Origin of the sequence: Billgrantia montanilacus, assembly GCF_003336675.1 — a bacterium.
Taxonomy (GTDB): Bacteria; Pseudomonadota; Gammaproteobacteria; order Pseudomonadales; family Halomonadaceae; genus Halomonas; species Halomonas montanilacus.
The window spans coordinates 197,588-224,214 of the sequence record NZ_QPII01000006.1; the positions used below are offsets into that span (position 1 = coordinate 197,588).

A 26,627-nucleotide genomic window follows, 5' to 3' on the forward strand; every position below is an offset into this window, starting at 1 on the left:
TCAGCCCTTACCGCTTAGCGGCATGCACTCAGAGGCGCAGCCCACCATCGCATTCGATCACGCGGCCGGTGAAATAGTCGTTCTCGAAGATGAACGCCACGCTCTGGGCGATATGATCGGGATCGCCGAGACGCCTTAGCGGCACACCCGCGGTCAGCTTCTCCAGCATGTCCTCACGCATCGAGGCCGTCATGTCGGTCTCGATGAAGCCCGGTGCCACGGCGCCCACGCGAATTCCGTAGCGCGCCAGCTCATTGGCCCAGGTGGTGGTCAGCGATACTACGGCGGCCTTGGCGGCGGCATAGTTGCTCTGGCCCATGTTGCCGGCCCGTGAAATGCTGGAGATATTGACGATCACGCCTTCATGGCCCGCTTCGATCATCTGTGCAGCGGCTTCACGGCCGCACAGGAACACCCCGGTCAGGTTGACGTCGATGACCTGCTGCCACGCCTGCAGCGACATGGTCTTCTCCACCACCCCGTCCTTGGCCTTCACCAGCAGCGCATCGCGCAGGATACCGGCATTATTGACCTGGCCGCTTACCGGCCCCAATGAGGCCGCGATGTCGCGGAAGACCTGCTTCACCGAATCTTCGTCGGCCACGTTGACCTGAAAGGCACTGGATTTGATGCCTTCGCCATACAGAGCTGATACCGCATGGTCCAATGCGTCCGCATCCATGTCGAGCAGTGCCAGGGTGGCACCCTGCTTGCCCAGGCGACGCGCCATGGCGAAGCCGAGGCCGCGAGCCCCACCGGTAATGGCGATGACAGACTTGTCCAGTTTCATAGGCTTCCTCGGGAAATGGTATGGGGCAGCATCAGCGCCGCTCTTCATTTTTCGTTTCGATTATTCGTTTCGGCTCTTCTGCTTTTTCGGCCGCAATGGCGGAAAGCTTAAGCTGCATCTTAACATTATTGTGCACTGCAATAAAGAATAGGCCGCTATCGAGACTCGTTTCGTACCGCCAAACGGCCCGGTAGGCTTGATTTTCCCGGATTCGCCCCCATCCTTTCGGCAACTGACCCTCCCGGAGCCGTCATGCCTTTTCTTCTTATCTTCACGCTCTTTGCCCTGCTTGATTTCGTTATCCTGTTTTCCGTCGGCAGCAACATCGGCCTGTTGACGACCCTGGCGCTGGTACTGGGCACCGGTTTTGTCGGGCTCTACCTGATTCGCCGGGAAGGCACCGCCGCCCTCGCCCGTGCTCGGCTGCGCATGGAACAGGGTGAGCTGCCGTCGAGCGAGTTGCTCACCGGCGCCGCCCTGATCTTCGGCGGCGCCCTGCTGCTGGCGCCCGGCTTCCTCTCCGACGCACTGGGCTTCCTTTGTGTGATTCCCGGGGCCAGGCGTGTCCTTGCCAGGCTGCTGGCCATCGCCAATGTTCGCCTGCAGGTCCTGGCCTCGCGCCGCGGTGGCAGCCGCCAAGGGCAGGCCGGCGACTGGCAGCAGGCAAGCGGCGAACAGCCCGGAAAGGAGGGTCCACGTCACCCTGGCCAGGACGACGGCGACGACCGGCCGCTGGAGGGGGATTTCATCAGCCGTGACGAGACGAGCCGTTAAGTCGATGAGGCACATCGCATAAAAAAAATTGCGACTGGGCCTTGAAAGGGAATTGCCCGGCCCCATTTCACCGTCAGCACCAGGCTTCGGTGCCGAGCAGAGCTTGGCACCTTCGACAAGGAAGGCGTCCTTCGCCTCCACCTTCCAGGTGACTGGAAGGATGAAGATGAACCGCCATGTGTTGAATCATGGCACTGCAAACTATCAGGAGAACGTGAGCAATGAACATCCGTCCCTTGCACGATCGCGTCGTCGTCCGTCGCGTTGAAGAAGAGCAAAAAACCGCTGGCGGCATCGTGCTTCCGGGCAACGCCCAGGAAAAGCCGACTCGTGGCGAAGTGCTCGCCGTCGGTAACGGCCGGATTCTCGACAGCGGCGATGTCCGCCCGCTGGACGTCAAGGTCGGCGATACCGTGATCTTCAAAGAAGGCTTCGGCGTGGAGAAGCAGAAGATCGATGGTGAGGAAGTCCTGATCATGAGCGAGTCCGATATCCTCGCCGTTGTCGTAGGCTGAGCCGCTCCTGCTCTTACCCTCCTTATTCCATACGACGTTCACGAACTCACAGGAAGTAGCAAAAAATGACAGCGAAACAAGTCAAGTTCTCCGATGACGCCCGTAAGCGCATGGCCCGTGGTGTTGATATCCTGGCCAACGCCGTAAAAGCCACCCTGGGCCCGAAGGGTCGCAACGTGGTTCTCGAGAAGTCCTTCGGCGCACCGACCGTGACCAAGGATGGCGTCTCCGTCGCCAAGGAAATCGAACTCAAGGACCGCTTCGAGAACATGGGCGCCCAGATGGTCAAGGAAGTGGCTTCCAAGACCTCCGACGTCGCCGGTGACGGCACCACCACCGCTACCGTGCTGGCCCAGTCCATCGTGACCGAGGGCATGAAAGGCGTGACCGCGGGCATGAACCCGATGGACCTGAAGCGCGGTATCGACCAGGCGGTCATCGCTGCGGTCAAGGAAATCAAGAACCTGGCCGTACCCTGCACCGAGCGCAAGTCCATTGCCCAGGTCGGCACCATCTCCGCCAATGGCGACGCCCGTATCGGTGAGATCATTGCCGAAGCGATGGAGAAGGTCGGCAAGGAAGGCGTCATCACCGTCGACGAAGGTCGTGGCCTGGAAGACGAGCTGGAAGTGGTCGAAGGCATGCAGTTCGACCGCGGCTACCTGTCGCCCTACTTCGTGACCAACCAGGACACCATGGCGGTCGAGCTGGAAGACCCCTACCTGCTGCTGGTCGACAAGAAGATCTCCAACATCCGCGAACTGCTGCCGGTGCTGGAATCCGTCGCCAAGGCCGGCAAGCCGCTGGCCATCATCGCCGAAGACATCGAAGGCGAAGCGCTGGCCACCCTGGTGGTCAACACCATGCGCGGCATCGTCAAGGTCGCCGCCGCCAAGGCACCCGGCTTCGGCGATCGTCGCAAGGCCATGCTGCAGGATATCGCCATCCTGACCAACGGCACCGTGATCTCCGAGGAAGTGGGTCTGACCCTCGAGCAGGCCACGCTGGATCACTTGGGCAGCGCCAAGCGCATCACCATGTCCAAGGAAAACACCACCATCATCGATGGTGCCGGTGGCGAGGGTGACATCGAAGCCCGCGTCAACCAGATCCGCGCCCAGATCGAAGATACCTCCTCCGACTACGATCGCGAGAAGCTTCAGGAGCGTGTCGCCAAGCTGGCCGGCGGCGTTGCCGTCATCCGCGTCGGTGCCGCCACCGAAGTGGAAATGAAGGAGAAGAAGGCCCGCGTCGAAGACGCCCTGCACTCCACTCGCGCCGCCGTTGAGGAAGGCGTCGTACCTGGCGGTGGTACCGCTCTGGTCCGCGTGCTGACCAAGATCAAGGACCTCCAGGGCGACAACGTCGACCAGACCCACGGTATCGCCATCGCCCTGCGCGCCATGGAGTCGCCGCTGCGTCAGATCGTGACCAACGCCGGCCAGGAAGCCTCCGTGATCCTCAACGAGGTGAAGGCAGGCGAAGGCAACTTCGGCTACAACGCCCAGACCGGCGAGTACGGCGACCTGTTCGAAATGGGTGTCCTCGACCCGGCCAAGGTGACCCGCTCTGCTCTGCAGTCCGCCGGCTCCGTGGCAGGCCTGATGATCACCACCGAGTGCATGATCGCCGACGATCCGGAAGAGAAGGACTCCGCTCCGGACATGGGCGGCATGGGTGGAATGGGTGGCATGGGCGGCATGATGTAATCAGCCCCACCCTCTAGGCCTTTCCGGCCTGCAAGACAGAGCAAGCCCCGCCACGTGCGGGGCTTGTTTTTTGGTACCATCGCCGTTTTCCGGTTTCCTGTTTCCTAGTTCCGCGGCCACTCTCATGCTTGCCAATATTCGTGTCGTTCTCGTCCAGACCTACCACCCCGGCAATATCGGCGCCTCGGCGCGGGCCATGAAGACCATGGGCCTGACCGATCTCGTGCTGGTCAATCCCCGCTGCTTTCCCGATCCCGAAGCCTCGCGCCTGGCAGCCGGCGCCGAGGATGTGATCGACAGTGCCCGCGTGGTCACCTCGCTGAAAGAGGCGGTTTCAGACTGCGTGCAGGTCGTTGGCGCCAGCGCGAGGCTGCGCAGCCTGCCGCTGCCCCACTTCGACGAGCCCGAGGCGATGGCACGCGAGCTGGTCGACAATGCCGACGATCCGGTCGCATTGGTATTCGGCCGGGAGCGCTTCGGCTTGACCAACGATGAGATCCGCTGCTGCAGCCACCAGGTGAGTATTCCTGCCAACCCCGGCTACGGCATTCTCAATCTTGCCCAGGCGGTACAGGTGCTGGCCTACGAGACGTTCAAGGCCTGGCGCCAGCGTCCCGAGAGCGATTATCGCCAGCCGCGTCCCGCCGAGGAGCGCCAGCCCACCCGCGAGCAACTGGAGCACTTCCATGAGCACCTGAGTCGCGTCATGCGGCAGAGCGGTTTCTTGACGCAGCCCCACGCCCGCACCGAGACCCAGCTTCAGGCGCTCTTCGCACGCGCCCAGCCCAGCCGCAAGGAACTCTCGCTGCTGCGCGGCCTGCTCAGGTCGCTGGAACCGGACACAGCAGTGACCCGCTCGACTTCCGAGGATGATCGGACATGAGATTCCTACAGCGGCGTAGCACCGTCGGTGGAAAGTATCATTGTTGGAGCGCCGCTCTGCGTCGCGACTGGCGCCGCCAGGCGCCTCGGCGGAGGCTGAAGCGTGGGGGACGTTCGGGAACATTGGCAACACCGCCGGGAGTCCTTCGGCCTCCAGTCGCCGATGCGTCGGACCGGAGCTAAAGCTACCTCCGACAACGACACGTTCTTGCGGTGTGGCATGGTGGATTCCAGGAATAAGCGAAGCGGCACAGCCTGGAAGTCGCGCCAATGCCGATCGGCTCCTAAACTCCAAGGGCTGGCATCACATACCTTTCATCTCCTTGTTGCTACGTTGTCATCCGGGTGAGTGATAAAGGCTGTGTCCCCTAAGGGGACGGGCAATGGACACTGCTGAGTGATGCGACACGGATGCGAGCGGGCAGGACGCCTGCCAGGGAGAGGTACGGCATCCCGAGGATGCCCAGGGAGGACATGCGCCACGGGCTTTCCCGTGGCGTTCTTTATATTGGCCCGCCATCATCTTGCCAACTGATTTCTTGCGCACAAGTCATGTGGCAAGATTTCACCGCTTCAATATAGTCTCGAGACTAACCTCCGGCTACAGCAGCGCCTCCCAGCCCGGCACACCGCGGCGAATCCGGCGTGAGAAAGTCGGGTCGTCGTGGGCCTGGCGCGCCCTCTCGACGATATTTCCCTGCGTTTCCAGCTCGCTCAGCGAGTAGCCCTGCCAAAGGCCACCCATCGAAAAGGCGTATTCGGGCAGCCTGTCGGTGACCAGCATCCGGTAGTCCAGTGGCAACCCGGCGCCGATACGACGTGCCATGGCGAACACCAGGGTGCTGCAGTTGGCGGTGATCGTATTGTAGAACCGGGGGGTCGCATACAGATGGTTGGCCTCATCGACGTAGGCGAGAAGCAGCGAACGCATGGTCTGACGCGGCATGGCGATACGAAACAGCCGCACCTGTTCGCCACGCACATTGCTGCGCAGGCGCACGGCATCGCGTTCGTCGCTGGCCACAATTGACAGCTCATACTGGCGAAAGAAGCCGCCGATTTCGGAGAAGCGTTCACCCCTCTGGCGCCGCACCTCCACCGAGAAGACGACGAAGTCATCGCCACCGAAACCGAAGGAGACCATCACGTGGGCGATTCCCGGTCGCCCCCAGCTGGAGACGATCATGTCGACGGAGTCCAGCCGGTCAAGATCATAGTGACGACGCTCCCAGCAAACCGTTGCGTCGTCGCGGGTCCGCCAGTCGAAGTTGCGGACATGATGCAGGGTCAGGCGGTTCCCCTCGACCTCACCGGTCGCCAGGTGCACCACATCGTCGGCCCAGGGGCGGTCATGGGACGGCCGCAGCCGGAACCACCAGGTCATGAGCACCGTCATCAGCAGCAGCTGTCCAATCGGCGCCGACCAGTCGCGGCGAACCGTGACGGACTCCTCCACCCCCAGCACGACCAGGCCAAGGATCAGCAGCCCCCATAGACCCAGAGTGACCTGGCGCCACGGTGAGGGCAGCTCGAGCCGAAACCAGAGGGCTGCCAGCCCCCATAGCATGCCCAGCGTCAGCAGCGTGAAGAGCGCGATCCATACGATTGCCTGTGCCATCTCGGTCCATCTTGTTCAGATAGTCGCACGGTAGCACGTTGCGCAATGAATGGAATCGACGCTGGCTTCAGATGAACACCGACGACCCGCTCATGCCGGCGTCAGCCAGTCACGGAAACGCTCCAGATCGTCACCCAGCTCATTGCGGGTAACGCGCCGGTACAACCGCTGCAGTCGGGCGGTGAGGGAGTCATCGGCAATCGGCTTGCCCGGCTCCGGCGCGCCGACCCTGCCGCCGATATGACGTCCATCGAGCTCTCGCAGGGGCAGCAGCTCGGCGGCGGTGCCGGTGACGAAGGCTTCATCGGCGGTATAGAGCTCGTCGCGAGTGATACGGCGCTCGCGAACCTCGATACCCAGCACCTCGCGGGCCAGTTGGATCACGCTGTCCCGGGTGATGCCCTGAAGGCAGGAAGTGATCTCGGGTGTATGCAGCACGCCATCGCGCAGCAGAAAGATATTGGCCGCCGAGGCCTCGGCGACGTATCCCTCCGTGTCGAGCATGATCGCTTCGTCGAAGCCCGCCTTCACCGCCGTATTGAGTGCCAGCATCGAATTGACGTAGTGGCCGTTGGTCTTGGCACGGCAGAGGCTGATGTTGACGTGATGCCGGGCCCAGGAGGAGGTCAGCGCGCGCAGGCCGATGGAGGCGGCTTGCGGCGAGATGTAATCGCCCAGGTCCCAGGCAGCCACCATGACGTGAACCGTCAGTCCCTTCGCCCGCAGCCCCAGCCCCTCGGCGCCGAAGTAGACCGTTGGCTTGAGGTAGGCATTGGCCAGGTCGTTGCGGATCAGGCACTGCCGCTGTGCCTCGATCAGGTCGTCGTCGGTGAATGGCATCGCCATGTCCAGCGCATGGGCGCTGTCCAGCAATCGCCGGGTGTGCTCGGCGACACGGAACAGATTAGTGCCCCCCAGGCCCTGGTAGGCTCGCACCCCCTCGAAGCATCCCATGCCGTAATGCAGAGTATGAGTCAGCATATGGGTGCGGGCGTCGCGCCAGGGCAGCCACTCGCCGTCGTGCCAGATCCAGCCGTCACGGTCATATAGGGGGGTCATAGTGGAGCCGCCTTCATCCAGCCTTCCCGCCAGCTGTCGATCAGCGCTCGCTGGTGCGGTTGCAGGGACTGATAGCCCCAGGCGGCAATCTCGTCGTTCTGAGGATCGGGAACCGAGATTCGGCTGCCTGAGAGTGCCTGTATCACGGCGTGACCGCACAGTGGCACGTAGCCTTCCGAGTAGCCCCCTTCGTGAATCATCACCAGCCGGTTCTCGCTGATGCGCGAGGCAAGGGCACAGACCTGCTGCGTCATGGCGGCGAACGCCGAGCTGTTGAGCAGCATCTTGCCCAGCGGATCCTTGCCGCAGGCGTCATAGCCACAGGCCACCACGATCAGGTCCGGGGCGAAACCGCCGATGGCCGGCAGCACCAGCTCCTGCATGGCATAGCGGTAGGCGCCGATTCCGGAACCCGGCGGCATCGGCAGGTTGAGGTTGGCGCCGTACCCGGCCCCCTCCCCCAGCTCCTCGAAGAAGCCGGTATCGACCGGGTAGCTGCCGGCCTGGTGGATCGAGATCGTCAGCACGTCCGGATCGTCGTAGAAGGCCGTCTGATGGCCGTTACCGTGGTGCACGTCCCAGTCGAGTATCGCTACACGCTGCACCTGGCCCAGGGCACGGGCACGCATGACCGCCACCGGAATGTTGCCGAGCAGACAGAAGCCGCGTCCGCGGTCAGCCTCGGCGTGATGCCCGGGGGGCCGGCACAGCGCATAGGCATTGGTGACCTCGCCGGTCGCCACTGCCTCCACCGCGGCGATGGCCAGGCCCGCCGAGTGCTGCGCCGCCGCCAGGCTGCCCGGGGTGTAGGGAGCCGCTTCACCAGCCTCGCCGCCCTGGGCCTGGTCGCCGTTCTCCAGCTCGTCGAGGTAGCGTGCGGTATGAAAGCGCGCCAGGTCTTCCCGGGCAGCCGCCGGCGGCTTGCGCACCTCGAGTTCATCGATCAGGCCCGACACCTCGAGCAGGTTCTTCAGGCGTCGCTTGCTCTCGGGGCTCTCCGACGCCGGCTGAGGCTGCAGGTACTCGCCTCGGGACGAGAAGACACCAATAGGCCCCGGGTCGTGCCAGAAGCAGCGCTCATGCCAGAAAAACCCCGTTCCCCTTTTCGCATTCATGCCTGCGCCTCCAACTGCTCCCAGACCTCGATGGCAGCGGCCAGGTCCTCGAGGGAAGCCCCCACCGACTTGAACACCGTGATGGCCGCGTCGGAAGAGCGTCCAGGCTGTTTGGCGAGCAGCAGCTCGGCCAGGTCGGCGCGAATCTCGTCGAAATCGAAGGCGCCCTCGTCGATGGCCTGGTGGATATCGCCGGCCTCGCCCCGGGCACCGGCAAAGGTGTCGACGAATACCTCGCCGCGGCGCAGACACTCACCATCGGTTTCCCGCATGTTCGGACGGAAGGCGCCGATCAGGTCCAGATGCGTGCCGGTGGCGAGCCACTCGCCGCGAATCAGCGGCTCCGTTGAGAGCGTCACGCAACTGATAAGATCGGCTTCGCGGGCCGCCGCTTCCAGGTCTGTCACCGCTTCGGTCTCGAATCGATCGGCATACACCGCGGCCAGCTGCCGCGCCTTCTCGGGGTTGCGACCCCAGATACGTACCCGCGTGATCGGTCGTACCGCAGCATGAGCCTCGATCACCATGGGCGCCAGCTTGCCCGTCCCCACCACCAGCAGTGACGAGGCGTCCTCCCGCGCCAGTTCCCGTGCGGCAAGGGCCGAAGCGGCGGCCGTACGACGACGCGTCAGCTCACTGCCGTCCAGGCAGGCCAACGGCCGCCCGTGGGCGCCTTCACTGAGGAAATAGACGCCCGAGATGGCAGGCAGGCCATGGTCTGCGTTCTGGGGGAAGACATTGACCATCTTCACCCCGATGTAGCCGGCGCGCTCCCAGGCGGGCATCAACAGCATGGTGGCTTCGCCATCAGGCCGATGCATCGCGTGGTGGTGTCGCGGTGGCGACTCCACCCCGGCACGAAAGGTGGTCGCCAGCCGTTCCACCAGCGCCGGCCAGGGAAGCGCTGCAGCGACTTCTTCAGCGGATACGATGCGCATCTCAGGCCTCCGGCAGCGCCGCCACGACCATGATCTCGACCTTCCATTCGGGCTTGGCCAGCTTGGCCTCCAGGGCCGCGCGAACCGGCGGTCGACCCGGTACCACCCAGGCGTCCCAGGCAGCGTTCATCTGGTCGAATTCCGCCATGCTGGTCACCCAGATCTGAGCTGACAACAGGCGTTCCTTGGAAGTGCCGGCCTGGGCCAGCAGTTCGTCGATGCGCGCCAGCACCTGCTCCGTCTGGCCCCGCATGTCGGCGCTGGCGTCCTGGGGCACCTGGCCGGCCAGGTAGACGGTACCGTTGTGAATGGTGGCCTGGCTCATGCGGGCATTGCTGTCGTGATAGCTGATGCTCATGTCATTCCTCTCTGGTTTCAATTTCGTATCGTCGTGGGATTGCGGGCTATCGCCTGGGGGACCAACGACTCAGCCGCCGGTGAAACCGGACAGGAAGGCGGCCAGGTTGTCGCCCAGGTGATCGGTGGGATAGCCCCCCTCCTGCACCAGCACCGTGGGCAGCGACAGCGCCGCCAGGCGACGCCCGATGGCAGTGAAGTCCGCGGTTTCCAGGGCCATGCCGGCCAGGGGGTCGTCGCGGTGGGCGTCGAGGCCCAGCGCCACCACCAGCGCCTCGGGTCGAAAATCGTTCATCCGCTCGATCAGTTCATCCAGGGTGTCGAGAAAGGCCTGGCCATCGCTGCCCAGCGGTAGTGGCAGGTTGACGTTGGTGCCCAGCCCCTCGCCCATGCCCTCCTCGTTGGCGCCTCCCCAGAAGAAGGGGTAGAAATCGGCAGGATCGACATGAAGCGATCCGGTCCAGACGTCGCCGCGGTAGTAGAAGATATCCTGGGTCCCGTTGCCGTGATGAAGATCGACATCCAGGATGGCCACCCGGGAGAAGTGCTCGCGCAGCACGGTGGCGGCGAGTGCCGAATTGTTGAGAAAGCAGAAACCGCCCGCCCGATCGGGGCCGGCATGGTGACCCGGGGGGCGGCATAGCGCGTAGGTGGTGCCATGGCCGCCCAACAGCGCTTCGGCGGCGGCCTGTGCCGTGGCGGCGCTGGCCAGGAGACCGACAAAGCTGTCGGCGCCGATCGGACAGGCCATGTCATGCAGATGCCAGCCGGCCTGTCCCACGGGGTGACGCGGATAGTGATGCCCGCCGCCACAGGGATGAACGTTGGGCGACACCAGCTCCGACGCGGCTGGCAGCTCGCTCCAGCGCCCATGAATCGTTTCGAGGAACGTCAGGTAACGTGGCGTATGGATCTTGACCAGGCGGCTACGCAGCGTTGGGCTGTCTGTCTCGGTGGGGGCGGTCAGGGAAAGCCCCACCTTCGATAGCCCGCCAGCCAGCAGTTCGGCACGCACCGGCCCCTCCGGTGACGGTGTGGGCTGGCCACGCACCAGGAAGGTCGTCGGGGCATGACGTTCCTGGTCAGGATGGTAGAAGAGCTTCATCTTGGGTTCCTTCGTGACGCATGACCGGAGACGACCCGCATTCCAGCCTGGACCCGGCCGGCGTCGCACCTCTGTTTGTCTTTGAGATTAGAACGTGTCGAGGCGTGTCGCTTGCCCGCAACTACCGAAGACTTGCCCCAGACTCATTAATTGGCAGCGTGGGCATGGCGCTCTGCGGAAGGGGTGACGGCAAAATGGCGCCGATAGGCGCGAGAAAAGCTGCCCTGATCCTGGAAGCCGACCAGCGCCGCGATATGGCCCAGACTCAGGCCACTGTGCCTGACCAGCGTGCGTGCATGCTCGAGCCGACGCTGCTGGACATGGGCCAGCGGCGTGACACCGGTGCATTCTCGAAACAAGGCATGGAAATGCCCAGGGCTGAGGGCACACAGCGCGGCCATCTGCTCCACTCGTATCTCGTCGGCAAGATGCCGATCGATCCAGGCATCGAGGCGCTCGACATCGATACGCTCAACGGGTCGCCGGGATTGAGGCAAAGAAGAGAGAGACGCAAGGCCGGGCGCCTCTTCCTGAAAATGCAGATAGAGGGCACGCAGCAGCAGCGCGGCTATCTCGCTATGCAGGGCCGGAAACTGCTCGAGCTGGCTCATCAGCGTGGCAGCAAGCCGATTGAGCCGGGTCGGCACGAGGAAGAAGCGTGGCCGCTCGAACAGCCGCTGCAGGCCCTGGCCGTCGCGTATCTCCCCCAGTGCGGGCAGGGGAATGTCGAGCACCAGCGTGCGGTTGCGACCATCGCCCTCGTATTGGTGATGGTAGGAACAGGGGATCAGGCAGCCGCGCCCACCAGTGACACGGTCGCCCATGCCCTCGACCTCGAGGTCCGTACTACCGCAGGTCGCCAGGATCAGTTGATGGTGGGGATGGTCATGGGCAATGTGTTCTTGCCCCAGGTTGCAGGCACGCAGGTCGAGTAGAGACATGACAGTTTCTTGATGTCCGCTCGGTCAAGGGAACTCCTACACTACCCTGCCAAGCGGCATCATGAAACTGGCCCGTTACATTTCAACAACGGCCCTTCTTTGCCTGCCCGGGAGGACAGAAGCGTGAACCGTGGGAATGGCCACCATACCCTTCGTCGATGACCACCAGGGGCTGGGACTTGATACGGGCCGGCTGGTAGCTGCAGCCCGCCACCAACATGGCGGCCAGGACGAGGATGACAGGGAACAACAGGCGTCGTGACATGACGTATCTCCAGGTTGACGAACGGTGTTCATCATAGCGAATGACAACGCCCGTACACATGTGGCACCGCGGCTACAAACGGGTCGCCAAACAGCGACATTGTCAGCCCACGGATAACACGCGATAGTCGGGGTTCATTAGTCTGCAAACAGGCCCTTTCCATGGACGCCCTTCGTCGTCACTCCCTGCTGATCATCATCCTGGGCAGCCTTGTCATATCCCTGGCCATGGGCCTGCGCCATGGATTCGGCCTGTTCCTGGAACCGATGAGTAGCGAGCTGGGCTGGGGACGCGGGGTATTCGCCTTCGCCCTGGCACTCCAGAACCTGATCTGGGGGTTCGCCCAGCCCTTTACCGGGGCGCTGGCGGACCGCTTCGGTGCCGCCCGGGTGGTAATGGTCGGCGGTGCGCTCTACGCGCTGGGGCTGGCGTTCATGGGGCTTTCGGAATCAGCGCTGGGCATGTCGCTCTCGGCCGGGCTGTTGATCGGCCTGGGGCTTTCCGGCACCACCTTCTCGGTGATCCTCGGCGCCGTGGGCCGTGCCGTGGAACCGGAGAAGCGCAGTATGGCCATGGGTATCGTCAGCGCGGCGGGCTCGTTTGGCCAGTTCGCCATGCTACCGGGAACCCTCGGCCTGCTCGGCTGGCTCGGCTGGTCAACCGCGCTGCTGGCCATGGGGGCCCTTGCCGCCATGATGCTGCCACTCGGTGCCATGCTCAAGGACCGCCCCTCGGCACGCCAGGCCACCGATCTCTCGTTGCGCGCCGCGCTGGACGAAGCCGCCGGGCACCGCGGGTTCTGGCTTCTGTGCCTCGGCTTCTTCGTGTGCGGCTTCCAGGTGGTATTCATCGGCGTGCACCTGCCCGGCTACCTGTTCGACAACGGGCTGGCCGTGGGGGTGGGCAGTACGGTGTTGGCGCTGGTGGGCCTGTTCAACATCTTCGGCACCTACGCCGCCGGCTGGCTGGGAGGCATCTACTCCAAGCCGCGACTACTGAGCTGGCTATACCTGACACGCGGCGCGGTGATCACCGCCTTCGTGTTTCTGCCGCTGACCCCCGCGAGCGCCTATCTGTTCGGCATCGCCATGGGCCTGCTGTGGCTCTCCACGGTGCCGCTGACCAATGGTATCGTCGCCTCGGTCTTCGGTGTACGCCACCTTTCCATGCTCGGCGGTATCGTCTTCCTGTTTCACCAGGTCGGCTCGTTCACCGGCGTGTGGCTGGGCGGCATGCTCTACGACCTGCATGGCGACTATGATGTGGTATGGAAGCTCGCCATCCTGCTCTCGGTGGTTGCGGCACTGCTGCATTGGTTCATCAGTGAAGCACCAGTCAAGCGTCCCAAGCCCACGGAGGTCCAGGCATGACCCAAACGCTTTTGTTCAAGCTGGTGGCCGCGGTAGCAATCACGGGCGCCCTGGCCCTGGCCTGGTGGGGCTGGCAGACCGCCGACGCCTCGCTGCTTCTGCTCGGCACCCGACTGTGCTGAGCTCGATATCAGCGCTTACCCGCCTTGGCGCGTAACGCCGCCTGGAAGGCTCCGCCCGCCCACTCCGCCGCCAGTTCATGGTCCTCGAAGATCGCCTCCGGCGCTCGATAGTAGGACATGCGTACCTCGCGGCCACCCTTGAGGTAGAGGAACGGCTCTAGCCCTTCCCGCTCGAAGTCGCCGACGTTGCCGGCATCCGCCTTCAGATAGAGGGTATCGTCGGCCACAAGGGCAAACATCAAACCCTGATGATAAAGCCCGTATCCGCCGAACATGCCTCGTGCGGACACCGGGCCGAACTGTGCGAAGACATCCTGCAGATAGTCCGTGTATTCGCTCATGCACCCGCCCCATACTGATGAGTAGCGTGCTATACATCATTCTCGCCGGGCTACCTCGCCTTGCAACCTCACCTGCAATAACGACTTGCAACAGCGCTCAGGCGGTATCGTTGGTGACGACAATCCCATAGCCACTGTGGGCCAGAAGAACAAGCAGCAGTGGTGGCACTCTGTTTTACTTCGATGCGACAGTCAGCCCCCTGAGTGACGACCGGCGCCTTCTTCCGCGATACGCCTCAGCTTCTCAAGAGCCACAAGCGAGACCTGACGCCCTTCGAGCGTAATGAGTTGTTGCTGTTGAAAACGACCGAGCACGCGGCTGACGGTCTCGATCGCTAGCCCTAGATAGCTACCGATATCGCCACGCGACATTGAAAGATAAAAACAGGTAGGTGAGTAACCGCGCAGCCTGAAACGTTCCGACAGCCCCGACAGAAAGCTCGCCATGCGCTGATCGGCGGTGCGCCCTGAGAGAAGGCACATCATGCGCTGATGGTCGCGCAGCTCCTCCCCCATGGTGTGAAAGAGCCGGTTTTGCAACGCGGAGGAATCCTGCATCAACACTTCCAGCCGAGAGAACGGGAACTCGCATACGTAAGTCGATTCAAGTGCCACCAAGTTGCCGGGGCAATCCCCTCCACCAATTCCGTCCAGGCCCACTAGCTCACCGGGCAGATAAAAGTGCGTGACCTGATCGCGCACTTCTCCCTGGGCCACCACCTGTTTCAAGCTGCCTGAACGCACCGCATAGAGATTGGCAAAGCGATCACCCTGATGTACCAGAGTCTCGCCCCGCTTGAGCGGACGTGGTCGCTCAAGCATTGCATCGAAGTCGGCAAGAACTGCTCCCTCGAGGCCCATGGTCAAACAGCGCGAATGCAGGCTGCAACGCTCACAACGGGCGCCGACGTAAGGCAGGTGCCGAGCTGATACGAACGTCATTTTCTCTCCTTGGTCTTGTGGCTAGTTCTCGTGACCAGTTCTTATGCCCACCTCTCGCAGAGCGTGGAAAACCCGTACGTCCTATGCCTCTTATACAGTGGCTCAGTGCTTGAGATGCATCAAGGCTAGAAAAAAATCATGACAATTGAGCAACTGGGTGGGTTTGCTGGCGGCCATGACTCCCTATGAGTAGAACAAGCCACAAAAGCGAAGCGCCCATGCCGATCGGCATGGGCGCTTCGCTTTGTCCCGCAGGTCATCTAGCGACGGTCGCGCTAAAGGGTACCTATACAGCTCGCATAAACAGTTTACATGTAGAACTTCGCCAGCCTGCGCCGGGCACGCTTGCTCGCGGCCGCCTTGGCCCGAGGCGGGCGAGGACTGTCCCAGATGGTCAGAAAGCGCTCGGTGGGTGATGCCTTGTCGGTCTCGGCGTCGACTGTTGCTTCGCTCGTGTCGCGACGGCTGACCAGGGGCTGATCCCAGATAGTGTTGAAACGCAGTGTCGTCATGTATTCCCTACGGTTCTTGGCGAACCGCCTCAATGTGATTTATGGAAGCAATTTCCACATTATCCATGTCCTTAGACTTTAGTTCAATTCTATTCGCCAACCAATACATCAGCCAAGCCTTCACTCTGAATGGTCAGAATGTAGGAATGCCGCCTCGGACCGCCTATACTGCATCGCAACATAATGGACGCAGGAGATGGCATGCACAGGGAAGCAAACCAGCCCATTGCACACGGCAGCCAAGGTGACAATTCAAGCGGGGTAACGGCATGGCGCTGTCTCGAGACGCCTGAGGAGATAAAGGCATGACCGGCATCCTTGCTGTCGTCACAGCCCTCGTCCTGCTGATGTACCTGGCCTACCGCGGCCTGAGCCTGTTGATTCTGGCCCCGGCGCTGGCCGCCCTGGTGGCGCTGGTCTCCGTGGACACCCCGCTGCTCGCAAGCTACACCCAGGTATTCATGGGCTCGGCGGGCAGCTTCATCGTCAGCTACTTCCCGCTGTTCCTGCTGGGGGCGATCTTCGGCAAGCTGATGGAGGATTCCGGCAGCGCCGAGGTGTTGGCCGGAGCCATTGTCGAACGACTTGGCGAAAGGCGAGCCATCCTGGCCGTGGTGCTCTCCTGTGCGGTAATGACTTATGGCGGCGTATCGCTGTTCGTGGTGGCCTTCGCCGTCTTCCCCATCGCCGCGGCGCTGTTTCGCAAGGCCGACCTGCCCAAGCGGCTGATCCCCGGCACCATCGCACTGGGCGCCTTCACCTTCACCATGACTGCCCTGCCCTGCCCGGCACGCCGGCGATCCAGAACGCCATCCCGATGCCCTTCTTCGGCACCTCACCCTTCGCCGCACCGGGGCTTGGCATCATGGCCGGGCTGATCATGCTGGGCCTGGGCCAGGCCTGGCTGAGCTACCGCGCCAGGCAGGCCCGAGCGGCCGGTGAAGGCTACGGCGAGCAGGAAACCGAACCCACACCCCAAGATCATTTGCGCGAACGCGCCGCAGGCGAAGGCTTCGACCTGGCCGAGGTCGATCCGCAGCCCCGCCTTGGGCTGCCGTCGCTGCCTCTGGCACTGCTGCCCATCGTAATGGTGATCGCACTGAACCTGCTGTTCACCGCGGTGATCATCCCGGCCATGGACACCGGCTACCTGTCGGATCCGGCCTATGGTGCCACCAGCATCGAGTCGGTGCGCGGCGTCTGGTCGGTCATCGCCGCCCTGGTGCTCTCGATCCTGCTGCTGATTGCGTTGAACTGGCAGCGACTGCATAACCTGACCGCCTCGCTGGACAGCGGCGCCAACGCCTCGCTGCTCCCTATCTTCAATACCGCAAGCCTGGTCGGATTCGGTTCGGTGATCGCCTCGCTGGCGGCTTTCGAGGCTATCAGCGCCTGGGTCACCACCGCTGGCGGCGACAACCCGCTGATCTCGCTGGCCATCGCGGTGAATCTGCTGGCCGGCATGACCGGCTCTGCCTCCGGTGGCATGAGCATCGCACTGGCCACCCTCGGCGACACCTACCTGGCCATGGGGCAGGCGGCCGGTATCGCACCCGAGCTGCTGCACCGGGTCACCGCAGTGGCTACCGGTGGCCTGGACGCCCTGCCCCACAACGGCGCGGTGATCACGTTGCTCTCCATCTGCGGACTGACGCATCGCCAGGCCTACCTGGACATCGCTGCGGTGGCCGTGGTGGGACCCATCATCTCCCTGGTCGTGCTGATCGTGGTGGGCTCGCTGGTCGGTTCGTTCTGAACGGCTCGTACGAGCGCTCATTCTAAGCACTTTGGCCATCCCGGCTCAGACGGCATCGGGACGTGCCGGAGGCTCCCGCTTCCTGCGCCGGGCCAGCGCACCGCTGCCGATCAGCATGCCCAATGTGATCACCCCGGCCGCCAACGCCAGCAACGGTGTGGCTTCGGCATAGCCGGCCACGATCAAGACCAGGGTGGAGAGCAGCGGCGTGGCGTAGGCCAGCAATCCCAACAGGTGCAGGTCACCGTGCTTGACGCCGATGTCCCAGGTGAAGAAGGCGCTGCCCACCGGCCCCAGGCCCAGGCCGATCACGCCCAGCCATTGAACGCCCTGAGGCCAGCGCGTCGCTTCGAATAGCCCATGGCAAGTGAAGGCCAGCAGCGCCGTGGCCAGGCAGAAACCGCCCACCGCAGCCGTGGGGACCGCCTTCTTCGCACGCGACAGTACAGAGTAGCCGCTCCACACCAGGGCACAGGCGAAGGCGGCACCGTAGCCCAGCGTGCTGCCACCGCCGCCCAGGTCGTCGCCGATCAGCACTGCCGCCCCGGCGAAGCCCAGCAACCCACCGACCACGTGCCTGGCCAGCAGTCGCTCCCCCGGCAACAGGCCGACGAACAGCACGATGAGCAGCGGCCACAAATAGCTGATCAGCCCGGCATTGGCCGGCGGCGCGTTCTGCTGGGCGACGAAGTAGAGCGCGTGGTAGCCGAACAGCCCACCAACGCCGAGCGCCCAGACCGAAGGGCCCTGGCGCAGCGGCGCAATGAACGACTCGCCCCGCCCGAGGCTCCAGGCGAGAAAGCAGAAGAAGGCGATGCCGAATGCCAGGCCGGTGAGCAGGAACGGTGGCACCGGCCCCGAGACTTGGGTCAGGGTGGCGAGCAGCGCCCAGTTGAGAATGGTGGTAGCCCCGATGGCCGTGGCCTGGCGCCGGGTCAGGGTGGACATGATGAGACCTCGTCAGCATTGTCGAGGTCCCAGCATCTACTTCATGTCGCAACACGGCTTGTCGAATCCTGACCTCTTTCCGAGGCGCCGCCCGCGGCCTCTAGCCGCCGCCATGCGCTCGGCGAGACGCCATGCCGCCGGCGGAAGCTGCGCGAGAAGTGGGCGCTGTCGGCAAAGCCGCAGGCCTGGGCCACCTCGGTGAGCGAGGCATTACCGACCCGAAGCAGCTCGCGGGCTCGCGCCAGCCGCTGCTGCACCAGCCATTCGTGGGGCGACAGGCCGGTCAGGGCACGAAACTGCCGGGCAAAGACAGCCTCGGCCAGGTGGCAGCGGCCTGCCATGTCGGCAACGCGCCATGGATGCGCCAGGTCGGCGCGTACGGCAGGCAACAGCTCGAGCAGTTTCAGCCGCGGCGGTAAGGCGCGCCGGCCCCCGTCCGCGAGGGCCAGCTCAAGCCAGCGACCCAGGGACTCACCCGTTCCACCAAGCCTTTGGGCCCTACTCACCAGCGCTTCGGGCAGGCACCGCGGCGGCCCCTGCAACAGCCCCTCGAAGGCCAGCACCTCGCACCACGCCTCGGGCAGGTCGAGCACCAGAACGCTGTTGTTGCCCGGCGCCAGGTAGTGGTGCACGTCTCCGCTTGCCACCGGGGCCAGCATACCGCGGGTCACGTGCATGAGCCGGCCTCCCGACTCGAGCTCCAGCGCGCCGTCGAGCCCCAGCAGCAGCTGGTGATATCCATGGCGGTCGCTCAGCACACGATCGGGATAGCGGCGTGTCTCGATGACGGGACGTTCCAGAGTGTCGGTACCCATGCTAGAACCAGTGTTTGCGCTTGAACCAAACCACCATGCCGATGGCGACGGCGATCATCAGGCCCCACACCATAGGATAGCCCCAATACCAGCCCAGCTCGGGCATGGCAAAGGGGCTGGTGGGGTGGGCGAAATTCATGCCGTACACGCCGACAATGAAGGTCAGCGGCATGAAGATGGTGGCGATGATGGTCAGGGTACGCATGCTTTCGTTGAGCCGGTTGCTCATGCTGGAGAGATAGATGTCGAGCAGGCTCGCCGTCATGTCGCGATAGCTTTCCACCAGGTCCATCACCTGCACGGTATGGTCGTAGACGTCTCGCATCCACAAGCGCGTATCGGGCGTGAACAGGTCGTTGTGATCGCGCAGCAGCTGATTGATCACCTCGCGGGTGGGCCATAAATAGCGGCGCAGCATGATCAGCTCCCGCTTCAGGCCATGCAGCCGCTCCAGCGTCGAGCTGTCGGGACGATTGAGGATCTCCATCTCGAGCTCCTCGATGCGCTCGCCCACGCCATCCAGCACCGGGAAGGCGTGGTCCACCCCGGCATCGAGCAAGCCATAAAGCAGATCGTCCGGTTCTCCCAGCGCACGTCCGCCGCGCTCCTTGAGCCGACGGCGCACTTCGATAAAGGGATCCAGGTTCTCGGCGATAACGCTGACGACGATATTGCTGCCCATGAAGAGCGATAGTTGATAGAGATGCAGGCCGCCCTCTGCATCCACCTCGGGTATGCCGAGAATGACCACCAGCGACGCATCGAAGCGCTCGACCTTGGGCCGCTGGCCGCCATTGAGGATGTCCTCCTGGGCCAGCGGATGCAGCCCCACGCGATCCCCCAGCCGTTCCAACTCCTCGGCAGTGGGCATGCCTTGCACGTGCAGCCAGCACAGCGGCTTGTCCGGGCCGGACTCGGGGATGGACTCAGGCCCGATCTCACACACCTCACCCCAGCGGCCAGCATCGCGGCAAGCCAGGGAGAACGTGGCCGGCCCGTGCAGAGCGGCCTGCTCCATCGACAGCTCGCGCAGGGTTCCGGGGGCGGTGCCGGCCGGGTGGTAGTGCTTGTGGAACAGTCGGGTCATCGGTCGATATCCTTGGCGGTTCAGCCAACCCTAATACTGGCATGCTCTGGCCCAATGGCGAACCCTGTCGTATTTCACATGGCAGCCGAAACCACATACGGCGGCCTCATCGAGATCGGACTCGAGGGGGGCCACGACCGATCGCTGGAGGCCCTGGAGCGCCTGGCACCGAGGTCGACCCGCAATCGATCGAGGCCGTGGCAGAGGCATTGGATGGTTGCCTGGAGACGCGGCTGCAGGCGTGATGGTGGGGGGGGGGCAAGAGCGCCTTCAAGCCATTTTCCTGTGACGAAAGAGGCCCGGCGCCATGAGGCGCCGGGCCTGTACGTCGAGACGATGCTCTGACGTGCCTTGCCGTCAGACGTGCATGATCTCGTCCTTGAGCGAGTAGGCAATACCGAGCATCTCCTGGCGCGTCCGGGGGTCGATCTCATGCTTGTCGAGTACGCCTAGAATGTCATCGATGGCGGCCATGTACTCCGCCTCGCTGATGTTCATGCCGCGATGCGTTTCGGGCATGCTCCTGCCGTGATACTCATGGGGCCCACCACCTCCTGCCGAGAGAAAATTCCGCAGGTGGCCCTTCACTTCTTCCAGATGGTCCGGATCTTCTGCGTAAGGCAGGAATCGTGCCTGAATGCTCGGATTCTGCATGTGGGCCGCGACGATATCGTCGACCAGCAAGGCAATGCCCCGCTCGCCGCCCAGGCGCTCATAGAGGCTGCTAGCTGTCATCTTGTACCTCCCGGGCTGGCCGAATCGCCAACCCTTACCACTGGTTTGGGGCAGCCGGGATGACTACCCGGAATAGACCAGTCGGTACACTTTTTGCTCAAAACAACGACCTCGGCGGATCGAAGCCATACCTCTCTATCGGGAAGCGGCCGTAAAATAGAAGTCGAGCATCCGTTCGAGCGGGCCGGAATTGCGACGCAGGCGACTGCGCAGCGCCGCGCCTTCCCAGCAATCCACCAGCAGGTCCGCCATTTCCCTGGGGTCGCTGTCAGGCGGCAGGTCTCCCTGTTTCTGAGCCTCCTCCAGGCAGCCGGTGATACGCTCGGCGATAGCGACAAAGCAGCTCTCGATCTTGTCGCGAAATGCCGGGCTGATACCGGAAAGCTCCTGGCCCAGGCCGCCTAGCAGGCAGCCGAGGTAACCTTCCTGGCGGTACTTCTCCCAGGAGAGCTCGAAGAACCGACGAACTCTCTCCACGGGGGCCAGCGAGGTATTGCCCAGGCTCAGGTCCAGGCCGTAATGCACATCCATCATATAGCGATCGACGACCTGAAGCGCGAAGTCCTCCTTGCTGCTGAAGTGATGGTAGAAAGAACCCTTGGGCGTTTGCGTTGCCGCCAGCAAAGCCTGAATTCCTAGATCGCTGTACCCCTGCTTCAGCAACATGGCGAGCCCCGCCTCGAGCAACCGCTCCTTCGTTACATGAGTCATTTGTCATCCACTAGACCGACCAGTCTACTAGCAGTGTGGCTCAAGCCTGCGCTTCGTCAAGTGCTATCGGCCTGCCCACGCTGAGTGGTCCTATCAGATCGGGCGGCAGCTCGCGGAAGGCGGCATCGGGCTCGGCACCCAGGCCATCGAGGATACGGGTGAAGAAGGCGCGCCCCGCCACTACGGCGACGATGTCGAAGATCTCGTCGTCGGCGAAGCCGTGAGCCCGCAGCGCTTCGATATCCTCGGCGCCGACCTCCTGGGCGCGGCAGGCCACCTTGGCGGCGAAGGCCATCATCCCGCGTTCCGCCTCGCTGAGCGGCCCCGCCTCGCCCGTCACCATGGCCTGGGTCGCTTCCATGCCCAGCAGCCCCGACAGGACCTTGGCGTGCGCCAGCGAGCAGTAGCTGTTGCCCAGGGCACGGGCGGCGGCGAGCGTCACCAGCTCATACCGGCGCGGCTCCATGGGCCGGCGGATGGTCGCGATCAGCGCCGCCCAACACTTCATTACCTCGGGTCGATGGCAGAACACGCGGGCATAGTTGGGCAAGAATCCGAAGTGGGCCTCCTGGCGCTGGTACATCGCCTTGACCTCGTCCTCGGCCAGCTCCGGGGGAATCGTCTGGATAAAGCTCATGGGTTTCTCCTGTGTCAGGCCGTAGCGGAGCGTGGATGCAGCCAAGCCGGCAGCAGGCGCTCGGTATCGATCTCGGCCTCGGCATCGTAGGCGATGCCGCAGGCGTTGAGCCGCTCGCCCAGGCTGCCGTCGCGCCAGGCCTCGAACAGCTCGCCGCAGCCACCTAGCGGCTCGCCGCCGATGAAGATCTGCGGAATGGTGGGCGCGCCGGTCCGCCGTGCCAGCACCGGACGCAGGCGCACGCCCATGTCATGGGCCTGGCAGGCCGGGGCATCCAGCTCCACGCTCAAGAACTCGACGCCCAGGCGGTCGAACAGCTTGCGCGCGGCCCAGCAGAACTCGCACCAGGCCAGGGCGAACATGACCACCGGCGCCTGAGTCAGGTAGTCGTCGAGCCGACGCTCGGCCTCGATATCGCTTGGCGCTTTGTCATCACTGGACGCTTTCTCATCGCTGGACGCTACCTGCCCTGTGGCATCTTGTGCCACGGGCGTGGCGGGTGGCCGGGGGGCCGGCGTAGCCGCGGGCGTATCGAAGCGACAACCGGGCGTGGAACGCGACAGCGCCAGCTCTTCCGCGTTCATCTCGTCCTCGATGCCTTCGAACAGCGACGTGGACTGGTAGCGCTCGCCGGTGTCGGGCAGCATGCAGATTACATGGCTGCCGGCCGGCGCCCGACGGGCCACCTGCAAGGCCGCAGCCAGGGTCGCACCGGCAGAAATGCCGACGAAGATACCCTCCTTGCAGGCCAGCTCGCGGGCCAGGCGAAGCGCATCCTCCCCCGCCACCGGCACCACCTCGTCCACCATGCCGGCGGCCAGCGCCTGCCGGGTCAGCGCCGAGATGAAATCGGGGCTCCAGCCCTGCATCAGGTGCGGGCGAAAACGCGGGTGGCTCTTGCCTTGTGGCTGTGCCTCGCCGCTGCCCAGCAGCGGGGCATTGTCCGGCTCGGCGACCACCACGCGGGTCGTCGGATCGGCGGCTTTCAGCACCCGGGAGACGCCCTTGAGGGTGCCGCCGGTGCCGAAACCGGTCACCCAGGCATGGATCGGCTCACCCTGCATGTCGTCGAGAATCTCTCGCGCCGTGGTGCGGCTATGCACCTCGGCATTGGCCTCGTTCTCGAACTGGCGGCACAGGAAGTAGCCGTGGGTCTCGGCCAGTTCGATCGCCTTGGCCAGCATGCCGCTGCCCTTCTCGGAGGCCGGTGTAAGCACCACCCGCGCGCCCAGGAAGCGCAGCAAGCGTCGGCGCTCGAGGCTGAAGCTCTCGGCCATGGTCACCACCAGCGGGTAGCCCTTGCGTGCGCACACCATGGCCAGGCCGATACCGGTATTGCCGCTGGTGGCCTCGATCACCGTCTGGCCCGGGCGCAAGGCGCCGCTGCGTTCGGCGGCCTCGATCACCGCCAGCGCCATGCGGTCCTTGACCGAGCCCATGGGGTTGAAGGCCTCCACCTTCACATGCACGTTGACGTCCGGCGGCACGAGACGGGCCAATCGCACAAGCGGGGTACGTCCTATGGTTTCCAGTATGCTGGCGTAGCGGGGCATGGTGAGTCTCCTCGGTTGGCTATGCCCGAAGGGTTGCCCCGTGCCGACGAAGCCGGCGTGGTAGCCAGCGTGGTTTTTTGCCAGCACCGAGAGCCAGGATGTGTCAGACGCTGCGGCCGCACGGACTATACTCCAATAGTTCCCCTGCATCGGGTCCTGACATGAACGCGCTGACCCTCAACCTGCTCGGCGATCTCGAAGTGATTCGGGATGGTCAGGTTTTGGCGCTGCCTCCCTCCAGGAAAACCCGTGCCCTGCTCGCCTACCTGGCCCGACACTCCCGCCCCCTGCGCCGCGAACACCTCTGCGACCTGCTGTGGGAGCTGCCCGACGACCCGCGGGGCTCGCTGCGCTGGAGCCTGTCGAAGCTGCGCCGCCTGGTGGATACCCCAGGCCGGCCCCGGCTCAGGGCCGACCGGCTCGGCGTGAGCCTGGATACCACGGATATCGACATCGACGTGGTCGGCCTGCATGCACTGCAAGGCACCAACCTGACAACGACCGCCATCGAGACTCTCGAACGCGCCGCCTGCCGCTACCGCGGCCCCTTCCTGGAAGGCCTGGAGCTGGACCGCTTCCCCGACTTCCATGGCTGGTGCCTGGCCGAGCGGGAAGCCGCCATACGCGCCCAAATGGCCCTGCTGACGGCCCTGGTCGAGCGTCTCTCCAACAACCCCGAGCGCGCACTGCCCCACGCTCATTCCTGGGTGCGCCTCGCCCCCTTCAGCGAAGCGGCACGGGCACAGCTGGTGCGCCTGTTGCTGGCCCTGCACCGGCCGCGGGAAGCCGAACAGCAGCTGCAGTTGGGTGTGCGGCTGATCCGCGAGGCGGGTCTGCCGCTCAACGGCCAGCTGCTGCGTGCCTGGCGGGAACCCAGGCATGCGCCGGGCCCACTGGCAGCGAATGCCGGCACGACGATACCGCCTCATCTCACTGCCGATGAAGGCCCTGCCGCCTTGCAAAGCGATGCCCTGGAAGGCGATACCCTCGAGGTGATGCGCTGGGCGGCGCTGTTGGCCCCCGATCCCGACCCCGCCACCTTGGGCCAGGTCTCGGGGCTCGACACCAACCGTATCGGCATGGCCCTGGAGGTGGCCGAACGGCACCAGTGGCTCTCCATCGGCGCCGAAGGGCTGTGCTTCACGCAGGGCGAACTGGCCACCAAGCTCTACCACGCGATTACCCCGGCGCGGCGCCAGGCCATGCATCGGCGAATTGCCGAGTGGTTGGCCGAAAGGCCGCTCAGCGACATACGCCAGGCCACTAGCCTGGCACACCACGCCCATGCCAGCGGCGACCTGGAGCTGGCCGCCCAGGCAATGGTCGAAGCCGGACGCTTCTGCCTGCGCATCTTCGCCAACCAGGAAGCCCAGCGCTTCGCCCAGCAAGGTCTGGCACTGACCGAGGACATGACCGGGACTCGGCGCATCTGCCTGGGCCTGGAGCTTCACGACATTCTCTACAGTGCCGCCCCCATGGCGGATTGGGAGGCCGGCGCCGGCGAAGTGGTCGCGCTCGCCGAGCAGGCCCTGGAGCACGGTGCCCTGGCCCATGCACGGCTCGGCTACCAGTTGGCCAGCCATATCCGCTGGGCCCACGGCCAGTGGAGCGACGCTCATGAGCAGACACTGCAGGCGGAACGCGCGACGCGCTGTGGCGAAGGCCGCGAACAGGTCATCGCCATGGCCGAAACCGCCCGCTGCCTGGCCATGCTGGAGCGCGACCTGCACCAGGCCGCCGAACTGCTCGTCCAGGCACGCGAACTGGCCATCCAGCAGAATATCGGCCATCCCGCCATTCCGCTGGCCCAAGGCCTGCTCAGCCTGCACGAGGATCGTTTCGATAAGGCGGAGAGCTATTTCAAGGAGGCCCGCACCCTGTGCAAGGCCATGGGTGACAGGCTGGGCGAGTTCCAGGCCCAGGAGACGCTGTTGCTGATGGACTTCGAGCGGGACGACTACGCACAGGCCCGGGAGCGCAGTGCCCAGCTGCGCGAACTCGGCAAACGCCTGCGCGATGGCAGCGAGGCGCCCTATGCCGCTGCCGCGGAGGCCCTTTGCCACTATGCCCAGGAGGACGACTCCGACCCCTTCGGCGTCGCACTCGTCCCCCTGCGCCACGCCGATGCCCGCCACCGCCTGGCCGTGCTACTGCTGCAGGCGGCACGGCTCGACCTCGCACGAGGTCGGGCCGAAAGCACCAGAAGTCGCGCCAGCGAAGCCCTGGAGCACGCACGGGTGCTGGAACGTCGCAGCGAGCAGCTGCTGGCTCACGCACTGCTGGCCGAATCCGCACGACGCCTCGTCGACGAAACCGGCTGGCGCCACCATGCCCAGGCCGCCGAAGCGTTGGCACAGGAGCCTGTCGCCGGTTGGGCCCGACGGCGCTGGCAGGCACTCCTGGCCCAGCCCGCAGCGGAGGATGAGTCGTGATCGACGTCTTCCTTGAACGTGGCTTCGACCGCCCTCTAGAATCCCAGCTGGTAAGTTCGCTGTCCCTGGCCGCCCAGCCCTGCTTCGACCTGCATCGGATCCACTGGCAGGAGAGCCTGCTGGCACGGGACGGACGCCGTCTGGTCTGCCATTTCGTGGCACCCGACACGGAATCGGCACGCATCGGCTTGCGCCAGGCCGGAGCCGACGTCAGCTCGCTGTGGGGCGGCCGGGTATACGACGCCCCCGAACTCAAAGCCACAGACCTGGCCAACGTCAACGTCATGGTGGAGCGCCACTTCGCCGCCCCGGTGACATTCGAGGCGATCCAGGCCCTGGAAGATGCCGGGTCAGCATGCCTGCACAATCATCAGGTGCGCTTCCTGCGCACTTTCTTCTCCCTCGACCGGCAGCGCATGTGCTGCCTCTACCACGCTCCGGATGCCGAATCGGTACGCCTGGCCCAGCGTCAGGCCGGCATGCCGGTGACGCGTACCTGGGCCTTCCAGCGCGTCGCACCAGCGGCGGATTCCACGCCGCAACCCTGAAAAACCACGCCCTCTCCCACGCTGGCTCACACAGGGCCCGCCGAATCTCG

Annotated in this window: 29 protein-coding genes; 10 read left to right on the top strand and 19 right to left on the bottom strand. The window is 64.4% G+C overall.

Translation table 11 applies throughout. From position 1 onward, the window contains the following. Window positions 1-28 precede the first annotated feature (28 nt). Window positions 29-790, bottom strand: a complete 762-nt coding sequence (locus DU505_RS10760) for an SDR family oxidoreductase (protein WP_114478981.1) — start codon at window positions 788-790, stop codon at window positions 29-31. A gap of 252 nt (window positions 791-1,042) precedes the next feature. Between DU505_RS10760 and DU505_RS10765 the strand changes: the two genes are divergently transcribed. The 4 genes from DU505_RS10765 (at window position 1,043) to DU505_RS10780 (ending at window position 4,671) form a co-directional block, all read left to right on the top strand. After that, window positions 1,043-1,564, top strand: a complete 522-nt coding sequence (locus tag DU505_RS10765) for an FxsA family protein (protein WP_114478982.1) — start codon at window positions 1,043-1,045, stop codon at window positions 1,562-1,564. Between the two features lie 221 nt (window positions 1,565-1,785). Next, complete coding sequence (locus DU505_RS10770) at window positions 1,786-2,079, top strand: co-chaperone GroES (RefSeq protein WP_114478983.1); 294 nt, start codon at window positions 1,786-1,788, stop codon at window positions 2,077-2,079. A 65-nt stretch (window positions 2,080-2,144) separates the two neighbouring features. Further along, on the top strand, window positions 2,145-3,788 hold the full coding sequence (gene groL, locus DU505_RS10775) for a chaperonin GroEL (RefSeq protein ID WP_114478984.1): 1,644 nt from the start codon (window positions 2,145-2,147) through the stop codon (window positions 3,786-3,788). A gap of 124 nt (window positions 3,789-3,912) precedes the next feature. After that, window positions 3,913-4,671 (top strand): RNA methyltransferase, encoded by a 759-nt coding sequence (locus DU505_RS10780; RefSeq protein ID WP_114478985.1) that lies wholly within the window; start codon window positions 3,913-3,915, stop codon window positions 4,669-4,671. Between the two features lie 600 nt (window positions 4,672-5,271). Here DU505_RS10780 and DU505_RS10785 read toward each other — a convergent pair. From DU505_RS10785 to DU505_RS10820, 8 genes are all read right to left on the bottom strand, one after another. Beyond that, window positions 5,272-6,288 (bottom strand): Lnb N-terminal periplasmic domain-containing protein, encoded by a 1,017-nt coding sequence (locus DU505_RS10785; RefSeq protein WP_114478986.1) that lies wholly within the window; start codon window positions 6,286-6,288, stop codon window positions 5,272-5,274. Window positions 6,289-6,378: 90 nt separating this feature from the next. Then, a complete protein-coding gene (locus DU505_RS10790) occupies window positions 6,379-7,347 on the bottom strand; it encodes a branched-chain amino acid transaminase (protein WP_114478987.1) in 969 nt (322 codons plus the stop codon). Then, complete coding sequence (locus DU505_RS10795) at window positions 7,344-8,462, bottom strand: class II histone deacetylase (protein WP_114478988.1); 1,119 nt, start codon at window positions 8,460-8,462, stop codon at window positions 7,344-7,346. Before DU505_RS10795 ends, DU505_RS10790 begins: the two co-directional genes overlap by 4 nt. Beyond that, window positions 8,459-9,400, bottom strand: a complete 942-nt coding sequence (gene lhpI / locus DU505_RS10800; protein ID WP_114478989.1) for a bifunctional Delta(1)-pyrroline-2-carboxylate/Delta(1)-piperideine-2-carboxylate reductase — start codon at window positions 9,398-9,400, stop codon at window positions 8,459-8,461. The genes DU505_RS10795 and lhpI overlap by 4 nt, the downstream gene beginning before the upstream one ends. 1 nt (window position 9,401) lies before the next feature. Continuing rightward, window positions 9,402-9,758: a RidA family protein gene (locus tag DU505_RS10805; protein ID WP_114478990.1), complete on the bottom strand. Its 357-nt coding sequence runs from the start codon at window positions 9,756-9,758 to the stop codon at window positions 9,402-9,404. Window positions 9,759-9,827: 69 nt separating this feature from the next. Then, complete coding sequence (locus tag DU505_RS10810) at window positions 9,828-10,862, bottom strand: histone deacetylase family protein (RefSeq protein WP_114478991.1); 1,035 nt, start codon at window positions 10,860-10,862, stop codon at window positions 9,828-9,830. Window positions 10,863-11,008: 146 nt separating this feature from the next. Continuing rightward, window positions 11,009-11,803: an AraC family transcriptional regulator gene (locus DU505_RS10815; RefSeq protein ID WP_114478992.1), complete on the bottom strand. Its 795-nt coding sequence runs from the start codon at window positions 11,801-11,803 to the stop codon at window positions 11,009-11,011. An 82-nt stretch (window positions 11,804-11,885) separates the two neighbouring features. After that, entirely contained in the window at window positions 11,886-12,068 is a 183-nt protein-coding gene (locus DU505_RS10820) for a hypothetical protein (RefSeq protein WP_114478993.1), read from the bottom strand. A gap of 161 nt (window positions 12,069-12,229) precedes the next feature. Here DU505_RS10820 and DU505_RS10825 point away from each other — a divergent pair, with 161 nt between their 5' ends. Then, a complete protein-coding gene (locus DU505_RS10825) occupies window positions 12,230-13,438 on the top strand; it encodes an MFS transporter (RefSeq protein WP_114478994.1) in 1,209 nt (402 codons plus the stop codon). Continuing rightward, the gene (locus tag DU505_RS22975; RefSeq protein WP_255774873.1) at window positions 13,435-13,560 is read left to right on the top strand and encodes a hypothetical protein; all 126 of its coding nucleotides are present in this window, start codon (window positions 13,435-13,437) and stop codon (window positions 13,558-13,560) included. The genes DU505_RS10825 and DU505_RS22975 overlap by 4 nt, the downstream gene beginning before the upstream one ends. A gap of 8 nt (window positions 13,561-13,568) precedes the next feature. On the opposite strand, the gene DU505_RS10830 is transcribed toward DU505_RS22975, so the two are convergent. The 3 genes from DU505_RS10830 to DU505_RS10840 all read right to left on the bottom strand — a co-directional run bounded on the left by DU505_RS10830 (window position 13,569) and on the right by DU505_RS10840 (window position 15,355). After that, window positions 13,569-13,901 carry a TfoX/Sxy family protein gene (locus DU505_RS10830; protein ID WP_114478995.1) on the bottom strand — a complete coding sequence of 111 codons (333 nt, stop codon included), beginning with the start codon at window positions 13,899-13,901 and terminating at the stop codon, window positions 13,569-13,571. 192 nt (window positions 13,902-14,093) lie between these two features. Continuing rightward, window positions 14,094-14,843 (bottom strand): helix-turn-helix domain-containing protein, encoded by a 750-nt coding sequence (locus tag DU505_RS10835; RefSeq protein WP_114478996.1) that lies wholly within the window; start codon window positions 14,841-14,843, stop codon window positions 14,094-14,096. 308 nt (window positions 14,844-15,151) lie between these two features. Then, on the bottom strand, window positions 15,152-15,355 hold the full coding sequence (locus DU505_RS10840; RefSeq protein ID WP_114478997.1) for a hypothetical protein: 204 nt from the start codon (window positions 15,353-15,355) through the stop codon (window positions 15,152-15,154). A 305-nt stretch (window positions 15,356-15,660) separates the two neighbouring features. Between DU505_RS10840 and DU505_RS23035 the strand changes: the two genes are divergently transcribed. Both DU505_RS23035 and DU505_RS23040 read left to right on the top strand, forming a co-directional pair. Continuing rightward, entirely contained in the window at window positions 15,661-16,233 is a 573-nt protein-coding gene (locus DU505_RS23035; protein WP_340148269.1) for a GntT/GntP/DsdX family permease, read from the top strand. Beyond that, window positions 16,173-17,111: a GntP family permease gene (locus tag DU505_RS23040; protein ID WP_340148270.1), complete on the top strand. Its 939-nt coding sequence runs from the start codon at window positions 16,173-16,175 to the stop codon at window positions 17,109-17,111. The genes DU505_RS23035 and DU505_RS23040 overlap by 61 nt, the downstream gene beginning before the upstream one ends. Before the next feature lie 45 nt (window positions 17,112-17,156). On the opposite strand, the gene yddG is transcribed toward DU505_RS23040, so the two are convergent. The 7 genes from yddG to cysK all read right to left on the bottom strand — a co-directional run bounded on the left by yddG (window position 17,157) and on the right by cysK (window position 23,597). Beyond that, entirely contained in the window at window positions 17,157-18,059 is a 903-nt protein-coding gene (yddG, locus tag DU505_RS10850; RefSeq protein WP_114478998.1) for an aromatic amino acid exporter YddG, read from the bottom strand. 41 nt (window positions 18,060-18,100) lie between these two features. Next, entirely contained in the window at window positions 18,101-18,874 is a 774-nt protein-coding gene (locus DU505_RS10855) for an AraC family transcriptional regulator (protein ID WP_245947889.1), read from the bottom strand. Between the two features lies 1 nt (window position 18,875). Further along, window positions 18,876-19,961 carry a magnesium/cobalt transporter CorA gene (corA, locus tag DU505_RS10860; RefSeq protein ID WP_114478999.1) on the bottom strand — a complete coding sequence of 362 codons (1,086 nt, stop codon included), beginning with the start codon at window positions 19,959-19,961 and terminating at the stop codon, window positions 18,876-18,878. Between the two features lie 357 nt (window positions 19,962-20,318). After that, window positions 20,319-20,696 (bottom strand): group I truncated hemoglobin, encoded by a 378-nt coding sequence (locus DU505_RS10865; RefSeq protein WP_114479000.1) that lies wholly within the window; start codon window positions 20,694-20,696, stop codon window positions 20,319-20,321. A gap of 135 nt (window positions 20,697-20,831) precedes the next feature. Beyond that, entirely contained in the window at window positions 20,832-21,407 is a 576-nt protein-coding gene (locus tag DU505_RS10870) for a TetR/AcrR family transcriptional regulator (RefSeq protein WP_114479001.1), read from the bottom strand. Window positions 21,408-21,447: 40 nt separating this feature from the next. Beyond that, window positions 21,448-22,044, bottom strand: coding sequence for a carboxymuconolactone decarboxylase family protein (locus DU505_RS10875; RefSeq protein ID WP_114479002.1), 597 nt, complete (start codon window positions 22,042-22,044; stop codon window positions 21,448-21,450). A gap of 14 nt (window positions 22,045-22,058) precedes the next feature. Continuing rightward, a complete protein-coding gene (gene cysK / locus DU505_RS10880) occupies window positions 22,059-23,597 on the bottom strand; it encodes a cysteine synthase A (protein WP_114479003.1) in 1,539 nt (512 codons plus the stop codon). Between the two features lie 161 nt (window positions 23,598-23,758). On the opposite strand from cysK, the gene DU505_RS10885 reads away from it, so the two are divergent. Continuing rightward, window positions 23,759-26,029 (top strand): ATP-binding protein, encoded by a 2,271-nt coding sequence (locus tag DU505_RS10885; protein ID WP_181872800.1) that lies wholly within the window; start codon window positions 23,759-23,761, stop codon window positions 26,027-26,029. After that, window positions 26,026-26,577, top strand: coding sequence for a DUF4242 domain-containing protein (locus tag DU505_RS10890; RefSeq protein WP_114479005.1), 552 nt, complete (start codon window positions 26,026-26,028; stop codon window positions 26,575-26,577). Before DU505_RS10885 ends, DU505_RS10890 begins: the two co-directional genes overlap by 4 nt. The last annotated feature ends 50 nt before the right edge of the window (window positions 26,578-26,627 follow it).

Excerpts from the sequence above, each read along its gene's own strand:
- DU505_RS23035 (WP_340148269.1), top strand. The coding sequence starts at position 15,661 with ATGACCGGCATCCTTGCTGTCGTCACAGCCCTCGTCCTGCTGATGTAC.
- lhpI (WP_114478989.1), bottom strand. The coding sequence starts at position 9,400 with ATGCGCATCGTATCCGCTGAAGAAGTCGCTGCAGCGCTTCCCTGGCCG.
- DU505_RS10885 (WP_181872800.1), top strand. The coding sequence starts at position 23,759 with ATGAACGCGCTGACCCTCAACCTGCTCGGCGATCTCGAAGTGATTCGG.
- DU505_RS10795 (WP_114478988.1), bottom strand. The coding sequence starts at position 8,462 with ATGAATGCGAAAAGGGGAACGGGGTTTTTCTGGCATGAGCGCTGCTTC.
- DU505_RS10785 (WP_114478986.1), bottom strand. The coding sequence starts at position 6,288 with ATGGCACAGGCAATCGTATGGATCGCGCTCTTCACGCTGCTGACGCTG.
- DU505_RS23040 (WP_340148270.1), top strand. The coding sequence starts at position 16,173 with ATGCCCTTCTTCGGCACCTCACCCTTCGCCGCACCGGGGCTTGGCATC.
- DU505_RS10780 (WP_114478985.1), top strand. The coding sequence starts at position 3,913 with ATGCTTGCCAATATTCGTGTCGTTCTCGTCCAGACCTACCACCCCGGC.
- DU505_RS10760 (WP_114478981.1), bottom strand. The coding sequence starts at position 790 with ATGAAACTGGACAAGTCTGTCATCGCCATTACCGGTGGGGCTCGCGGC.
- DU505_RS10870 (WP_114479001.1), bottom strand. The coding sequence starts at position 21,407 with ATGACTCATGTAACGAAGGAGCGGTTGCTCGAGGCGGGGCTCGCCATG.
- DU505_RS10820 (WP_114478993.1), bottom strand. The coding sequence starts at position 12,068 with ATGTCACGACGCCTGTTGTTCCCTGTCATCCTCGTCCTGGCCGCCATG.
- DU505_RS10815 (WP_114478992.1), bottom strand. The coding sequence starts at position 11,803 with ATGTCTCTACTCGACCTGCGTGCCTGCAACCTGGGGCAAGAACACATT.
- cysK (WP_114479003.1), bottom strand. The coding sequence starts at position 23,597 with ATGCCCCGCTACGCCAGCATACTGGAAACCATAGGACGTACCCCGCTT.
- DU505_RS10840 (WP_114478997.1), bottom strand. The coding sequence starts at position 15,355 with ATGACGACACTGCGTTTCAACACTATCTGGGATCAGCCCCTGGTCAGC.
- DU505_RS10835 (WP_114478996.1), bottom strand. The coding sequence starts at position 14,843 with ATGACGTTCGTATCAGCTCGGCACCTGCCTTACGTCGGCGCCCGTTGT.
- DU505_RS10765 (WP_114478982.1), top strand. The coding sequence starts at position 1,043 with ATGCCTTTTCTTCTTATCTTCACGCTCTTTGCCCTGCTTGATTTCGTT.
- corA (WP_114478999.1), bottom strand. The coding sequence starts at position 19,961 with ATGACCCGACTGTTCCACAAGCACTACCACCCGGCCGGCACCGCCCCC.
- DU505_RS10875 (WP_114479002.1), bottom strand. The coding sequence starts at position 22,044 with ATGAGCTTTATCCAGACGATTCCCCCGGAGCTGGCCGAGGACGAGGTC.
- DU505_RS22975 (WP_255774873.1), top strand. The coding sequence starts at position 13,435 with ATGACCCAAACGCTTTTGTTCAAGCTGGTGGCCGCGGTAGCAATCACG.
- DU505_RS10855 (WP_245947889.1), bottom strand. The coding sequence starts at position 18,874 with ATGGGTACCGACACTCTGGAACGTCCCGTCATCGAGACACGCCGCTAT.
- DU505_RS10805 (WP_114478990.1), bottom strand. The coding sequence starts at position 9,758 with ATGAGCATCAGCTATCACGACAGCAATGCCCGCATGAGCCAGGCCACC.
- DU505_RS10790 (WP_114478987.1), bottom strand. The coding sequence starts at position 7,347 with ATGACCCCCCTATATGACCGTGACGGCTGGATCTGGCACGACGGCGAG.
- groL (WP_114478984.1), top strand. The coding sequence starts at position 2,145 with ATGACAGCGAAACAAGTCAAGTTCTCCGATGACGCCCGTAAGCGCATG.
- DU505_RS10810 (WP_114478991.1), bottom strand. The coding sequence starts at position 10,862 with ATGAAGCTCTTCTACCATCCTGACCAGGAACGTCATGCCCCGACGACC.
- DU505_RS10825 (WP_114478994.1), top strand. The coding sequence starts at position 12,230 with ATGGACGCCCTTCGTCGTCACTCCCTGCTGATCATCATCCTGGGCAGC.
- yddG (WP_114478998.1), bottom strand. The coding sequence starts at position 18,059 with ATGTCCACCCTGACCCGGCGCCAGGCCACGGCCATCGGGGCTACCACC.
- DU505_RS10830 (WP_114478995.1), bottom strand. The coding sequence starts at position 13,901 with ATGAGCGAATACACGGACTATCTGCAGGATGTCTTCGCACAGTTCGGC.
- DU505_RS10865 (WP_114479000.1), bottom strand. The coding sequence starts at position 20,696 with ATGACAGCTAGCAGCCTCTATGAGCGCCTGGGCGGCGAGCGGGGCATT.
- DU505_RS10770 (WP_114478983.1), top strand. The coding sequence starts at position 1,786 with ATGAACATCCGTCCCTTGCACGATCGCGTCGTCGTCCGTCGCGTTGAA.